Source organism: Methylobacterium sp. C25 (assembly GCF_021352225.1).
Classification (GTDB): domain Bacteria; phylum Pseudomonadota; class Alphaproteobacteria; order Rhizobiales; family Beijerinckiaceae; genus Methylobacterium.
Window position 1 is genome coordinate 944,379 of sequence record NZ_JAAUVI010000001.1, and the last position, 14,195, is coordinate 958,573.

The following is a 14,195-nucleotide window of genomic DNA, read 5'->3' on the forward strand; positions in this document are numbered from 1 at the left end:
CGGCGTGGCCCGAGCGATGGGCTCATTCAGCCATGAGAAATCTTTCCAGCCTGAGGTGGCCGAATCGGGTCGCAATGCGTTCCCAACAGCTGCGTTGAATCGAAGTTAATGGGGCGTCATGGCGAGCAAGGTCGAGGGACAGGCACGATCCGGAGCGCCGGAGCAGGTGCCCATGGGCACCGTAATCGACACTGACATTGCCGCCCGCCTCGACCGTTTGCCCTGGGGCCGGTTCCACGTTCTCGTCATCATCGCGCTCGGCATCACCTGGGTCCTCGACGGGCTCGAGGTGACCTTGGCCGGCGCCCTCGTCGGGGCTCTGCGCAAGCCGCCGATGTCGTTCTCGGAATTCGACGTCGGGCTCGCGGCGAGCTCCTATCTCATCGGCGCAGTGGTCGGCGCCCTCGGCTTCGGTTGGCTGACGGACCGCATCGGCCGAAAGAAGCTGTTCTTCATCACGCTCGCCCTCTACCTCGCCGCCACGGCGGCCTCGGGCCTCTCCTGGGACATCTGGAGCTTCTGCGTGTTTCGCTTCCTCACGGGGGCGGGCATCGGCGGCGAATACACCGCGATCAATTCGACCATCCAGGAACTCGTCCCCGCGCGGGTGCGCGGCTGGACCGACCTCGTCATCAACGGCTCGTTCTGGATCGGCGCGGCGCTCGGCTCCTTCCTGTCCATCGCGGTCCTCAAGCCGGAATGGATCGACCCGACCTATGGCTGGCGCATCGCCTTCTTCGTGGGCGGCGGCATCGGCCTTGTGATCCTGCTGCTGCGGACCTGGATCCCAGAGAGCCCGCGCTGGCTCGCCACGCACGGCTACACGGCGGAAGCCGACAGGGTGGTGAGCGGTATCGAGAAGCGCTTCACGGACGAGGGCATCGCGCTTCCGCCTGTGGACGAGAGCAAGCGCATGAAGCTGAAGACGCGCAGTCACACGCCGCTCTCGGAGGTCGCCAATGCCATGCTTCGGACGAGCCGCACGCAGACTTTCGTCGGCCTCGCGCTGATGATCGCCCAGGCCTTCTTCTACAACGCCTTGTTCTTCACCTACGCCCTGGTGCTCGAGCGTTTCTACGGCGTGCCGGGCGGCCATGTCGGCTGGTACCTGCTGCCTTTCGCGCTGGGCTCATTCCTCGGTCCGCTGTTGCTCGGGCGCCTGTTCGATACCGTCGGCCGCCGGCCGATGATCGCCTTCACCTATGGGATCTCGGCGCTGCTGCTCGCAGGCGCAGGCTACCTGTTCAAGATCGAGGTGTTCGGGCCTGTGGGGCAGACGACGACCTGGATGGTTGTGTTCTTCTTCGCCAGTGCCGCAGCGAGTTCGGCCTATCTCACCGTGGCTGAAACCTTCCCGCTGGAGATCCGAGCCCTCGCCATCGCTGCGTTCTACGCGATCGGAACGGGCATTGGCGGTGTGTCGGGGCCGCTTCTGTTCGGCTCGCTTGTCGAGACCGGCTCGCGCGACTGGGTCTTCGTTGGCTACCTCATCGGAGCAGCCCTGATGGCCGTCGCTTCCGTGGTCGGCTGGATCTGGGGGACGGCTGCCGAAGGGAGGTCACTGGAGGATGTCTCCAAGCCACTTGCAGCCGCCTGACGGCCCACTCGGCACGCATGCGCCAGAAGCGGTTGCATGGCCACAAAATCATTTTGATATGCAACACATGCATTGATGCGCTGCAGAATGAGATATTTGCGGTGCAGCAATCTGCCCGCATATTCGGGTCTCCCGGTGCTACCGGCTTTCCGTACGGGCACTCCCGGCGGACAGTAACCGCACAGGTCCACCCACATGCGCACGATCTCCCTCGCCCTTGCCGCGACTGCCCTGACGCTCGCCACCGCTGCTTCCGCCGCCGAGTGGAAGCCGGCTGCCGGCAAGTCCATCGACCTCGGCTCTTTCAAGGGCTCGGCCTTCTATACGGTGGAAAAGGATGGCTACCGCGTGGTCGCCACCCTCGCCGCCGTGAATTCCGGTGCTGAACGTCCGCAGGTCATCCGCCTGGCCACCACCCTGAAGGCCGACCAGACGGTGCACCTTTCGATCCCCGGCACGATCGGTGCCGACGGCAACGAGACCACCATTGCCTTCAAGCGCCGCGGTGACATCGTTGAGGTCGCTTCGGCCGAGTAAGCGGACGATCCGCGCAGCCGCCGTTCTGCCGGCGGCTGCGATGCCATTGGCCCCAACACCTGCTATCGAGCGCGTGTGGCGCGGAGGCAGGAATGAATCGGTCGGTCGGGGATTGCGCGCCGTCATTGCGAGCACAGCGAAGCCATGACGGCGAGCGTCCGGCATGACGGCCGTCCGTCCCGGCGACATCGAGGGGCTGCTGCGGCGTGGCCCCGATCCTCGTATCCTGCTCGTCCTCGTCTACGGCCCGGATGTCGGCCTCGTCGCCGAACGCTCCGCCCGCCTGGTCAAGGGTATGGCGGCTGATCCGGACGATCCCTTTGCTCTGGTGAAGCTCGACGGAGACACGCTCTCATCCGATCCTGGCCGCCTCGTCGATGAGGCCGGCACCATCGGCCTGTTCGGAGACAGCCGAACGATTTGGGTTCGCTCGGGCTCCCGCAACTACGCGCCCGCGGTCGATGCCGTGCTCAAGGCCGAGCCGGAAGGCGCGCGCATCGTTGTCGAGGCCGGCGACCTCCAGAAGTCCTCGCCGCTGCGGGCGCTCTGCGAGAAGTCATCCCGGGCGCTGGCCATCCCCTGTTACTCCGACGACGCTCGGACCTTGTCTGAGTTGATCGAGACGACCCTGCGTGAGCGCGGCCTCGGCATCGATCGCGACGCGCGCGATCTGCTGGCCCAGAGCCTTGGCGCCGACCGCCGCGCCAGTCTCTCGGAGATCGACAAGCTGGCGCTGTACGCCCAAGGCCGCGAGCGCGTTGAGCTGGACGACGTAGAGGCGATCGTCAGCGACGTCGGGGCGAGCGTCCTCAACACGCTGATCGATGCCGTTTTCGCCGGGCGGATGGCCGAGGCCGAGCGCGAGGCGCGCCGCTTCCGGCAGGAAGGTCTCGACCCCTCGGCAATGCTCGGCGCGGCCTTGCGGCACGCCCTCGCCCTGCTCAGTTCCAAGCTCGACGATCCGAGCGCCAATGCCGCGACCCTGGTCGCCAATTGGCGCGGCCTGCATTTCCGGAGGAAAGGGCTCGTCGAAACGCAACTCGCTCGCTGGTCACCCGGCGCCCTGCGGCAGGCCGTTGCCGCGCTCCAGGAGGCCGTCCTAGCCTGCCGGCGGGCCGATGCTGGCCTAGCTCATTCGCATGCCTCCTCGGCGCTCCTGAGGATCGCCGGAGAGGCTGCGCGGCGGCGGGGCTAGAAGTGGCCAGAGCGGGTGATGAACAATCCAGCGAGGAGGAAGCAGAAGCCCCCAAGAGCGAGCAGGGTCTCGTTATGCCGATTCTTGTCCGCAAAATGAGCCACGGCGCCACTGCCGCATAGCATCGCCCCAAGGCCGATCGTCACCACACCCATCCACCTGCCTCCGTCTCATCGATGAGACCACGGTCATCGTCGACCGGGAAACAGCTCTCTTCTCCGCGAGGACCAGCAAAGGCAGAGGCTGCTTGGCCCTATGAAGCAATGAGGATGCCAGAGCCGCGCCAACACTCGGCTTTGCTGATCAAAGGCGTCATTGCTTTGCTGTACACGCAATAATGGCGAGCCGCTGGCCATTGCCTCGAACAACCGGTTCCGTTGACGATCCGACCTCGAGGCGCCTAATCACGCCCATGTCCGAGACCTTTTTCCGAGACTTCGATGTCATTGTCGTCGGTGGCGGCCATGCAGGCGTCGAGGCGGCTGCCGCCTCGGCACGCGCCGGTGCGCACACGGCGCTGGTGACGCACAAAGCGGCAACCATCGGCGCAATGTCTTGCAATCCCGCCATCGGTGGCCTCGGCAAGGGGCACTTGGTGCGCGAGGTCGATGCGCTCGATGGTCTGATGGGCCGCGTCGCCGACGCCGCCGGCATTCAGTTCCGCCTGCTGAATCGCCGCAAGGGACCGGCGGTGCGCGGCCCCCGCACGCAGGCTGATCGCAAGCTCTACGCAGCTGCGATGCAGGCGGCGATCGCCGAGACCGAGAACCTCACCGTGGTCGAAGGCGAGGCCGACGACCTGATCCTGCGCGACGGTGCTGTCGCCGGCATTGTTCTCGCCGATGGTCGCCAGCTTGATGCACGGGCCGTGGTTCTCACCACAGGGACCTTCTTGCGCGGCCTCATCCATATCGGCGAGCGGCAGATCCCAGCGGGCCGCGTTGGTGAAGGGCCGGCGATCGGTCTCGCGCAGACGCTGGAGCGCCATGCCTTTCGCCTCGGCCGCCTCAAGACCGGCACGCCGCCACGGCTCGACGGCACCACCATCGATTGGGCCTCACTGGAGATGCAGCACGCGGACGAGGATCCGGTGCCGTTCTCCTCGCTCACCGAGAAGATCACCAACCCACAGATCGCCTGCGGCGTGACGCGGACAACGTTGCGCGTTCACGACATCATCCGCGAGAACCTGAATCGCTCCCCGATGTATTCCGGCGGGATCAGCAGCCGCGGACCGCGCTACTGCCCGTCGATCGAGGACAAAGTCGTGCGTTTCGGTGATCGCGAGGGCCACCAGATCTTTCTGGAGCCCGAGGGGCTCGACGACACCACCGTCTATCCAAACGGCATCTCGACGGCTCTGCCGGAAGACGTTCAGGCTGCAATCATCGCGGGGATCCCTGGTCTTGAACGTGCTCGCATCGCCCGGCCCGGCTACGCGATCGAATACGATTACGTCGATCCGCGCGAACTCGATCCCACGCTACAAACCCGCCGCCTACCGGGGCTCTTCCTCGCCGGGCAGATCAACGGCACGACGGGCTACGAGGAGGCTGCATCGCAGGGTCTGGTCGCCGGGCTGAACGCGGCGCGTCTGGCAGGCGGCTCGGAGCTTGCGGTGTTCGACCGGGCCGAGAGCTATCTCGGCGTGATGATCGACGATCTCGTCACGCAGGGTGTCAGCGAGCCCTACCGCATGTTCACGTCGCGCTCGGAGTATCGGCTTTCCTTGCGCATCGACAATGCTGATGAGCGGCTGACCGGGCGCGGCCTCTCGCTCGGCTGCGTCGGCACGTGTCGCGCCGGGCATTTTGCACGCTCGCAGGCAGCTCTTACGGCAGTGCGCGCCCGGCTCGACGCGCTCAGCCTCACGCCGAACGAAGCAGCTGTGCAGGGCATCACGCTCAACCGGGATGGCTTGCGTCGGAGTGCCTTCCAGCTTCTGTCGTATCCCGAGATCGGATGGGCGCAGCTGGCCGCGGTCTGGCCCGAGTTGGCAGAGGTTCCGCAGCGCGTCGCCGAGCGGCTGACCACCGACGCAACCTACGCGGTCTATCTCGATCGACAGAGCGCCGACATCGCCGCCTTCCGCCGCGACGAAGCGGTTCGGCTGCCAGACCATCTCGCCTACGGGGCAATCGCCGGTCTCTCGAACGAGATGCGGGTGAAGCTCGAAGCCGTGCGCCCAGCCACACTCGGGCAGGCGGCGAGGATCGAAGGCGTGACCCCGGCGGCGCTGACGCTTCTCGCGGCACATGCCAAGCGAAGCAAGGGTACGTCTGCGGCGGCCACCCAGCCTTGAGCTGGACGGGTTAATGTCAAAGCCATACAGCCTTGGCATCAGCGCTGTTGGGGCAAAGTCCGAAGAGATGGCAGTTGACGACCGGGCGCGCGTTCTAGCCGAGTACAATGTTTCACGTGAAACATCGCAGCGGCTCGACATTTACGTCGACCAGCTGAAGCGCTGGCAGACCGTCAAAAATCTCGTCGGGCCGGCAACGCTGTCGGATGTCTGGACACGGCATATCGCAGACGCGCTGCAACTGTTCTCGCTGATGCCCGATGCCACTCGCTGGCTCGACTTGGGATCCGGCGCCGGAATCCCTGGCCTGATCCTCGCGATTGTCGGCCGAGACCGTGAAATGTTTCACGTGAAACTTCTCGAGAGCAATGCGCGCAAATGCGCTTTTCTCACGGAAACCGCTCGCCTGACGGATGCCCCGGTGACCGTGCTCAACGCGCGCATCGAAACGATCATCGCCGAGCAGCACGATACCGATGTCGTCTGCGCGCGCGCTTTGGCCTCCCTGAGCCAACTTCTCGATTGGACCGAACCCCTGTTGAAAAGTGGGATAACTGGCCTGTTTCCCAAGGGACGTGATGCATCCGTGGAATTGACCGAAGCTGTGGGCAAGTGGAGTCTGACCTACGATTCGATCCCGAGCCGGACCGATCCGCAGGCGCAGATCCTGCGCATCACGGCCCTCTCTCGCAGGGACTCATGAGCGATCCCAGACGGCCTCTCCGCATCCTGGCCCTCGCCAATCAGAAGGGCGGTGTCGGCAAGACGACCACCGCCATCAACCTCGGCACGGCACTCGCCGCCATCGGCGAGACCGTTCTGGTCATCGATCTCGACCCGCAGGGCAACGCCTCGACGGGCCTCGGCATAGACCGGCGTAGCCGCGAGATCTCGACCTATCACGTGATGGCGGGCGAGGCCTCGCTGGCGCAGGCCGTCGTGCCGACCGCGGTGCCACGCCTCTCGGTGGCACCCTCGACGATGGACCTGCTCGGGCTCGAACTGGAGATGGCGAGTCTGCCTGATCGCGCGCACCGCTTGCGTGGCGTGCTACGGGACATTCACACGAACCCGGCCACGCAGAACGTCAGCTACATTCTGATCGACTGCCCGCCCTCGCTGAACCTGCTGACCATCAACGCGCTGGCTGCCGCGGACGCCGTGCTGGTGCCCTTGCAATGCGAATTCTTCGCGCTGGAGGGCCTGAGCCAGCTCCTACGCACGGTCGATCAGGTCAAGACCGCTCTCAACCCGCGCCTCGAGATCCAAGGTGTGGTGCTCACCATGTACGACCCGCGCAACAATCTCTCGACCCAGGTCGAGGCGGACGTGCGCGGCTTCCTCGGTGACAAGGTCTACGGCACCACGATCCCGCGCAACGTCCGGGTCTCGGAAGCGCCCTCGCACGGCAAGCCGGTGCTCCTTTACGATCTCAAATGTGCGGGTGCCCAGGCCTATCTGCGGCTCGCCTCCGAGGTCATCCAGCGCGAAGGCCGTATGCCGCCGCCCGCCGCAGCAGCCTGAACACAAGCGAGTAGTGGAGTATCTCTATGATGGCGGAAGATGCGGCACGGCCCCGGCTCGGACGCGGACTCGCAGCTTTGATCGGCGATTTCCCGACCGAGGCACGCGGCAGCTACGATCGCGAGCAGCGCAAGGTCGCGGTGGAGTTCCTGCGCCCAAACCCGCGTAATCCGCGCCGTAGCTTCTCGGAAGTCGAGCTGAAGGAGCTCGCCGAGTCGATCCGCATGCGCGGCGTCATCCAGCCGGTGGTCGTGCGCCCTCTGCCGAACGTTCCGGGCACCTATGAAATCGTTGCCGGCGAGCGTCGTTGGCGCGCCGCGCAGATCGCGGGCCATACCGAGATCCCGATCGTCGTCCTGCATCTCGATGAAAAGGCCTCGCTCGAATACGCGATCCTCGAGAACGTCCAGCGCGCCGACCTGAACGCCATCGAAGAGGCCTCGGGCTACGAACGCCTGATGACGGAGTTCAAATACACCCAGCGCGAGTTGGCCGAGATCCTCGGCAAGAGCCGCAGCCATCTCGCCAACACGCTCCGCCTCCTGCAACTGCCGCCCGTGATCCAGGACCGCGTCGTCAATGCGGAGATCAGCGCCGGCCATGCCCGCGCACTGCTCTCGGTGCGCAATCCCGAGGCGGTCGCCAAGCGCATCGTCACAGAGGGGCTGTCCGTTCGCGAGATCGAGGCTATCGCCGCAGCCGAAGCCGACGCCGGCACTGCCGAGAAATCCGAGGCGACGACCACACGGCGCGTGGTCGAGAAGAACGCCGAGATCCGGACACTCGAGCAATCACTGGCCCGCACGCTGGGCTTCGGCGTCGCCGTGAAGGCAAAGCCGACGGGCGAGGGCGAGATCCGCATCCGCTACAGCAATGCGGACGAGTTCGCTGCGCTCTGCAGGAAGCTCGACGCCGCGACGGCGTGATCGGTCGGAGCGAGGCAGCTCTGCCTCGCGCTGACCGCTAGCGGGGCTCGGAAGGGGACTCAGCATCCGTTTCTTTGAGGCGTCCTCCAGGACTGCTTCGCATCACATCGGGTGAGACGCTGTACGGCAACCGTGGCAAGCGATGGAGACGGTCGCCGATCCCTCAAGCATCTGAACAAAAACACCTTTTGCAAAATCTAACTGCTCGTCACGGCTTTTCGAACCGGTAGTGACCAGTGATCGGGAAGGCAAAAAGCGTATCCTCCTCCCGTGCTCCGGCACCGATGTTGTGCAACACCAGCGGCCGCCCTTCCGCCGAGTGCCGATCCGACACGATCGCGATATGCGGTAGATTGCCGGGTAGCATTTGGGTCACGAGATCGCCGGTTCGATAGTCCCTCGCATCCTGGGTGGCCGGCTTTTCCCAACCCCTGCGACGGAAAAAGACCTGCAAATTCGGCACGCGGCGATGGTCGATGTTGCTGTCGGCACTCGTGAGGCCCCAGCGCTTCGGATAGGCTGCCGGCTCCCTGCGGATGTCGGTGTTCAACTCGCGTTGCAGGTCGTAGCCGTAGGCGCTCCGCAATGCGCGGATCACGACATCCGTGCAGACGCCACGATCCTCGGGCACATCCCCGTTCGGAAAGGCGATGCGCCTGTAGGCGGGATCGTAGAGGACCATCCTTCCGACCTGGGCACGCGCCGCCGCGACGAAGGACAGCCTCGGGTCCGCCGAGGCGGGTGAGGCTGCAAGGGTTACGAAGGCGAGCAGCCACGCTCCGCAGCGTCGTGATCGATCCGTCATGACAGGAACCACCTTCCCTCGGTGCGCCCATCATCGCAGGACGATCTATGCAGGCGGTGCGGCGGGGCACCAAGCACGGCCGTTCCCTCGGCCTCCTCGTAATGTGTGAAGCCGGGAAAGCATTCTCTCGGTCACCGTCATTGCATCGTCATCGTGAGACGGGCATCTGTCCGCCTTCCACGAAACCGGAGCCGCCCGCCCATGGACTTCCACCGCCGTTTTACGGTGCTGATGTGCACGCCGAACTTCGACCCGGATGACCTCGAAGGCGCGCGTGTCAGTCAGATCGTGGCGGCGGTCGAGCAGCGCGGGTTCGAAGTGGTGCGCGCCCGGCGCGTCGAGGATGCCGCCATCGCCGTACAGACCGACGCGGCGGTGGGCTGTCTCGTGGTCGACTGGGGCAAGCGCGGGCTAGATGGCAAGGCGGCGGCACTCATCGACATGATGAGGAAACGCGGCCTCGAAATGCCGATCGTGATCATGGTCCGCCGCAAGCGGCTCGAGGACATCCCCGTCGAGCTGCTCGACTTCATCGACGGCTACATCTTCCTCGCGGAAGAGACCCCGGAATTCATCGCGCGCGGTCTCGTCAGCCGCGTCACGCAATATGCCGAGACGCTGAAGACCCCGTTCTTTGGCGCGCTGGTAGACTATGCAGAGGAAGGCAACCAGCTCTGGACCTGCCCGGGCCATAATGGCGGTATCTTTTATAACCGCTCGCCGATCGGCCGGATCTTCGTCGAGCATCTCGGCGAGGCGATTTTTCGCGATGACCTCGACAACTCGGTGCTCGATCTCGGCGACCTGCTGACCCATGAGGGCCCGGCGCTGAAGGCGCAGAAGGAGGCGGCGCAGATCTTCGGCGCCGAGAAGACCTACTTCGTCCTCAACGGCACCTCGGCCTCGAACAAGGTCGTGCTCGGCTCACTGGTGGCCGAGGGCGATCTCGTGCTGTTCGACCGTAACAACCACAAGGCCGCCCATCACGGCGCCCTGATGCTGGCCGGCGGCATCCCGATCTTCCTGGAGACCGATCGCAATCCCTACGGCCTGATCGGTCCGATTTTTCACGATGCCCTCGACGAGGCCAAGATCCGCGAGAAGATCAAGAACAACCCGCTCATCACCGACCCGGAGGCCTGGAGCCGCGAGCGTCCGTTTCGCGTCGCGGTCATCGAGCAATGCACCTACGACGGCACGATCTACGACGCGCGGATGATCGTCGAGAAGATCGGCCACCTCTGCGACTATATCCTGTTCGACGAGGCCTGGGCGGGCTTCATGAAGTTCCACCCGCTCTTCGCCGGCCATTTCGCCATGGGTCTGACCGGGCTCGACGAGACCTCGCCGGGCATCATCGCCACGCAATCGACCCACAAGCAGCTCGCGAGCTTCAGCCAAGCCTCGCAGATCCACACCAAGGACAGCCACATCCGCGGCCAGACGCGCCGCGTCGAGCATCGTCGCCTCAACGAGAGCTTTCTGGTCCACGCCTCGACATCGCCCTTCTACCCGATCTTCGCCTCGCTCGACGTCGGCGCGCAGATGATGAAGGGCCGCTCCGGCATGATCCTGTGGGACGACACGATCCGGCTCGGCATCGAGTGGCGCAAGAAGGTGCGCGCCATCCGCAAGGAGTTCGAGGAGAAGGAGGGCGACAAGAAGCGCCGCTGGTTCTTCGACGCCTTCGTGCCCGACGTCGCCATCGATGCCGACGGCGAGGAGGTGCCCTGGGAGAGCCTGCCGACGGACGTGCTCGCCTCCGAGGTGAAGCACTGGGAGCTGAAGCCCGGCGCGCGCTGGCACGGCTTCACCAAGGTCGCGCCCGGCTACGCCATCACCGATCCGAACAAGCTCACCGTGCTCACCCCCGGCTTCGACCGGAAGACGGGTGAGTACGCCGAGCACGGCATCCCGGCCCCGATCGTCGCGCAGTACCTGCGCGAGAACCGCATCGTCGCCGAGAAGAACGACCTCAACTCGCTGCTCTTCCTGCTGACGCCGGGCGTCGAATCCTCGAAGGCCGGCACGCTGATCTCGGGCCTCGTCGCCTTCAAGCGGCTGCACGACGACAACGTGCCGCTGGAGGAGGCCATGCCGGAATTCGTCCGGCGCCGGCCGCAGCGCTACCAGGGTGTGCGCCTGCGCGATCTCTGCGCGGATTTCCACGCCTTCCATCGCGAGCACAACACGTCGGGGCTCCAGCGGCGGCAGTTCATGCCCGAGCATCTGCCCGAGATGGTGATGCCGCCCAAGGCCGCCGCCCAGATGCTGACCCGCAACAAGGTCGACTTCGTGCCGATCGCCGAGGCCGAGGGCCGTGTGGCGACGACCTTGCTTCTGGTCTACCCGCCCGGAATCGGCACGGTGCTGCCGGGCGAGCGGATCGACGAGCGCGCCAAGCCCATGCTGGACTACTTCAAGATGTTCGAGCGGTCAGCCAACCTGTTCCCCGGCTTCGAAGCCGAGATCCAGGGCGTCTACCGCCAGGTCGAGCCGGACGGGCGCATCCGGTTCTTCACCTACGTGCTGCGCGAGGGGGCGTGATGGCGGAAACGTCGGCCGCCCGGCCGAAACCCGCCTCCTGGCCGGACATCGTGATCCGGCCCTCCTCCGATGCCGACGTGACGGCGATGGTGGCGATCTACGAGCACCATATCCGCCGCGGCGTCGGGGATGTCGGCGATTTCGAAGAGGAGCGGCTGCTCCCCGACGATCTCAAGCGTCGGCGCAAGACCATGCGCAAGAAGCGCCTGCCTCACCTCGTTGCCGAGTGCGAGGGGCTGGTGGCCGGCTATGCCTATGCGGTGCCATTCCGGAAACGCCCGGCCTACCGCTACACGCTGAAGCACTCGATCTACGTGCATCCCGATCATCTGCATTCGGGCATCGGACGCCGCTTGCTGCCGGCCTTGATCGAAGCCTGCGCGGCGGGGGGATACCGGCAGATGATCGGCTATATCGATGCGAAGAACGAGCCGAGCCTGCGTCTCCACGAGGCCTGCGGCTTCGTGCGCGTCGGCCTGCTGCCGGCGATCGGCTACAAGTTCGGGCGCTGGAGCGACAGCGTGATGGTCCAGTGCCCGCTGGGTACGGGATCGGAGGATCAGCCCGGCGCCTGGCACCGGCCGCCGAAACCGGTCGTGGTGACGGGCGATCCCTTCCAGGAACCCTAATGCCTTCCACGACGACGACACGCCGGCATGCCCTCTCGCTGCTGGCTGTGACGGCATTGGCCTTCATGTCCGCCTGCAGCGAGGCACCTGCCGTGCTGCCACCCGATGCGCCGGGCGTCTCGGTGGCCAAGGACGACGCCTTCACCGACGTCGTGCGCACGGCCGACAAACAAGCCCAGAAGGACGTGCTCGACCAGCTCGCCTCGCGTTTCGGCAGAGATCTCCGCATCCTGCCCCGCCGGGTCGACAGCGATGCGGAGCCGCTTCCGATCAAGGAGCACTACGAGAAGGCACTGGCCGGCGCACGCGGCTGGAAGGAGTTCCCGCTGGCCGATTACGGAAGCACCTGGTCCTTCGCCTATATCAGCCCGGACAACCGCTCCGTATTCGCCGTGGTGGTCCTGAACCCGCGTTTCGCTCCGGAGGGCGGGGGTGACGTGCCGCTGACGATCTTGACCAACCTGCCGGATGCAGGCGCACGATGAGAACCGCTCGCAGAGCGATGGCCCTGTCCACCTGGCTTGCCGCCTGGCTCATTACGGCGCCGGCCGGGGCGGCACTCGCACCGGAGTGGCAGCGCGTGCGGGAATTCCACAGTGTCGTCGACGAAGGCGCCAGGCTGCTCGGCGGCCGGCCGATTGAGGCGATCGAGCGACTCGACGGTGGCGCCTATCGCGTGCGCGGCGGCGGCTGCGAGGTCGTGGTGAAGATCGTTCCGTTGCCGCAGCAGATGCCCGGGCCACAGGCTTTCTCGCTGGCTCCAGGGAAGCTGTCCTGCCCGTAGCGGAATGCCGCTACGCCCCGCGGTCGAGCAATCTCCCCCCCGCCAGCCCGTTCAGCCCGATGATCAGGCAAACCGCGAGCGCGTGCATGGCGAGGTCGCTCGCCGTCGCATCGTGCGGGTGGAACGGCACCAGCAGGGCGGCTGCGGCTCCGGCTGCAGCGAGGCCTGCCAGCGCAGCGGTGAGGTTCGGCCGCATCGGGGCAGCCCGGCGCAGCATCACCACGAGGAGCACCGAAAGCGGCAGCGAGAAGCCGAGCAGGAAGTAGAGGCAGCCACGCATCTCGGCGGCATCGGCGATGTTCGAGTCCGGCGCGATCCAGGCCCGCAGGCAGCCGAGGCTGCTCGCGCCAATCCACAGCGCCAGCGACGGCAGCGGCAGCAGCGCCCAGAGCCGGGAGCGGCCAGGCACGCTGGTCTGGAAGGCGGCGATGGCCGCGCAGAGCGAGGTCAGCACGGCGCCGATCGCGGCGACGCAGAGATCGGGCACGTGCAGGCGCTCGACCATCGCGTGCCAATCGGCAAACGGCATCAGCACGAGGCAGAGGGCTGGCAGCAAGCAGAACCAGGCCAGCGCACGCAGCGACGGTGCTGCGAGGCGGCGCACCGGCTTGAGATCGGCAGTGAGCTGATCGACGAGGGTGTCGAGGCGACCGTCAGACATGGCCGTCCTCCCGATCCTTGGCGAGCGCGGCACGCAGGGTCTTCAGGGCGCGGTGCAGGTTCACCTTGAGAGCGCCCGTGCTGCGTCCGGTGAGAGCGGAAGCTTCCGCCAGGGAATGCTCGCGCAAGCCTAGCTGTTCGACCGCTTGCCGCTGACCCCGGGGCAACGCAGCGACGGCCTGAGCCAGTCGAGCCTCGCGTTCGCGGGCTTCGAGGCCCTGCCCGGCCTCGGGCAGACCGTCATCCGGATGGGCTTCGTAGGCGATGGGATCGTCGACCTCGCGGGGCCGCCGGCCGTCGCGCCGCAAGGCATCGATGGCGCGCCGTTGAGCGATGGCACGCAGCCAGGGCAGGAACGGGCGCGCCGGATCATAGCTCCCGCGCGCCCGGTGGACCGTCATCAGGGTTTCCTGGACGACGTCTTCCACGGCCTCGCCGCGAACGCCCTTGGAACGGGCCGCCGCCGCGATGACCGGCATGCAGTCGCGCAGCAGCGTCCGATAGGCCTCGGCGTCGCCGGTCTGGGCTGCCGCCATGGTGGCAGAGAGGGTTTCTTCGAGCACGATGGCCGACCTGCCGTGCCTCTCCAAACCGGATGCTCGGGACGTCCCGAGCCCGATGGAAAGCGGCTTTGCGGCGGGACGGCAGCTGTCGCTACCAAATCCCGCCATGGCCGTCGAGGCAAAGGA

14 protein-coding genes are annotated in these 14,195 nt (G+C 66.0%); 11 read left to right on the forward strand and 3 right to left on the reverse strand.

Annotated features, from left to right (window positions below; all coding sequences use genetic code 11):
- Positions 1-118: 118 nt before the first annotated feature.
- The 7 genes from HCU64_RS04495 (at position 119) to HCU64_RS04525 (ending at position 8,081) form a co-directional block, all read left to right on the forward strand.
- On the forward strand, positions 119-1,597 hold the full coding sequence (locus HCU64_RS04495) for an MFS transporter (RefSeq protein WP_233382553.1): 1,479 nt from the start codon (positions 119-121) through the stop codon (positions 1,595-1,597).
- Positions 1,598-1,792: 195 nt separating this feature from the next.
- Positions 1,793-2,134, forward strand: coding sequence for a hypothetical protein (locus HCU64_RS04500; RefSeq protein WP_233382554.1), 342 nt, complete (start codon positions 1,793-1,795; stop codon positions 2,132-2,134).
- A gap of 163 nt (positions 2,135-2,297) precedes the next feature.
- Entirely contained in the window at positions 2,298-3,329 is a 1,032-nt protein-coding gene (gene holA / locus HCU64_RS04505) for a DNA polymerase III subunit delta (RefSeq protein ID WP_233382555.1), read from the forward strand.
- A 412-nt stretch (positions 3,330-3,741) separates the two neighbouring features.
- Positions 3,742-5,631, forward strand: a complete 1,890-nt coding sequence (gene mnmG, locus HCU64_RS04510) for a tRNA uridine-5-carboxymethylaminomethyl(34) synthesis enzyme MnmG (RefSeq protein ID WP_233382556.1) — start codon at positions 3,742-3,744, stop codon at positions 5,629-5,631.
- Between the two features lie 67 nt (positions 5,632-5,698).
- Positions 5,699-6,334, forward strand: coding sequence for a 16S rRNA (guanine(527)-N(7))-methyltransferase RsmG (gene rsmG, locus HCU64_RS04515; protein WP_233382925.1), 636 nt, complete (start codon positions 5,699-5,701; stop codon positions 6,332-6,334).
- Positions 6,331-7,155 carry a ParA family protein gene (locus HCU64_RS04520; RefSeq protein ID WP_233382557.1) on the forward strand — a complete coding sequence of 275 codons (825 nt, stop codon included), beginning with the start codon at positions 6,331-6,333 and terminating at the stop codon, positions 7,153-7,155. Before rsmG ends, HCU64_RS04520 begins: the two co-directional genes overlap by 4 nt.
- 29 nt (positions 7,156-7,184) lie before the next feature.
- Positions 7,185-8,081: a ParB/RepB/Spo0J family partition protein gene (locus HCU64_RS04525; RefSeq protein WP_233382926.1), complete on the forward strand. Its 897-nt coding sequence runs from the start codon at positions 7,185-7,187 to the stop codon at positions 8,079-8,081.
- Positions 8,082-8,289: 208 nt separating this feature from the next.
- Here the strand turns inward: HCU64_RS04525 and HCU64_RS04530 are convergent, their stop codons facing one another.
- On the reverse strand, positions 8,290-8,886 hold the full coding sequence (locus tag HCU64_RS04530) for a DUF1287 domain-containing protein (protein WP_233382558.1): 597 nt from the start codon (positions 8,884-8,886) through the stop codon (positions 8,290-8,292).
- Positions 8,887-9,087: 201 nt separating this feature from the next.
- On the opposite strand from HCU64_RS04530, the gene HCU64_RS04535 reads away from it, so the two are divergent.
- Genes HCU64_RS04535 through HCU64_RS04550 form a run of 4 tightly spaced genes read left to right on the forward strand, consistent with a single transcriptional unit; the run spans position 9,088 to position 12,846 of the window.
- Positions 9,088-11,433, forward strand: coding sequence for an Orn/Lys/Arg decarboxylase N-terminal domain-containing protein (locus tag HCU64_RS04535; RefSeq protein ID WP_233382559.1), 2,346 nt, complete (start codon positions 9,088-9,090; stop codon positions 11,431-11,433).
- Positions 11,433-12,062: a GNAT family N-acetyltransferase gene (locus HCU64_RS04540; protein WP_233382560.1), complete on the forward strand. Its 630-nt coding sequence runs from the start codon at positions 11,433-11,435 to the stop codon at positions 12,060-12,062. The genes HCU64_RS04535 and HCU64_RS04540 overlap by 1 nt, the downstream gene beginning before the upstream one ends.
- Positions 12,062-12,547 (forward strand): hypothetical protein, encoded by a 486-nt coding sequence (locus tag HCU64_RS04545; RefSeq protein ID WP_233382561.1) that lies wholly within the window; start codon positions 12,062-12,064, stop codon positions 12,545-12,547. Before HCU64_RS04540 ends, HCU64_RS04545 begins: the two co-directional genes overlap by 1 nt.
- Positions 12,544-12,846: a hypothetical protein gene (locus HCU64_RS04550; RefSeq protein WP_233382562.1), complete on the forward strand. Its 303-nt coding sequence runs from the start codon at positions 12,544-12,546 to the stop codon at positions 12,844-12,846. Before HCU64_RS04545 ends, HCU64_RS04550 begins: the two co-directional genes overlap by 4 nt.
- Positions 12,847-12,856: 10 nt before the next feature.
- On the opposite strand, the gene HCU64_RS04555 is transcribed toward HCU64_RS04550, so the two are convergent.
- Both HCU64_RS04555 and HCU64_RS04560 read right to left on the reverse strand, forming a co-directional pair.
- Positions 12,857-13,507, reverse strand: a complete 651-nt coding sequence (locus HCU64_RS04555; RefSeq protein WP_233382563.1) for an NrsF family protein — start codon at positions 13,505-13,507, stop codon at positions 12,857-12,859.
- Positions 13,500-14,072, reverse strand: a complete 573-nt coding sequence (locus HCU64_RS04560; protein WP_233382927.1) for an RNA polymerase sigma factor — start codon at positions 14,070-14,072, stop codon at positions 13,500-13,502. Before HCU64_RS04560 ends, HCU64_RS04555 begins: the two co-directional genes overlap by 8 nt.
- Positions 14,073-14,195: the final 123 nt, after the last annotated feature.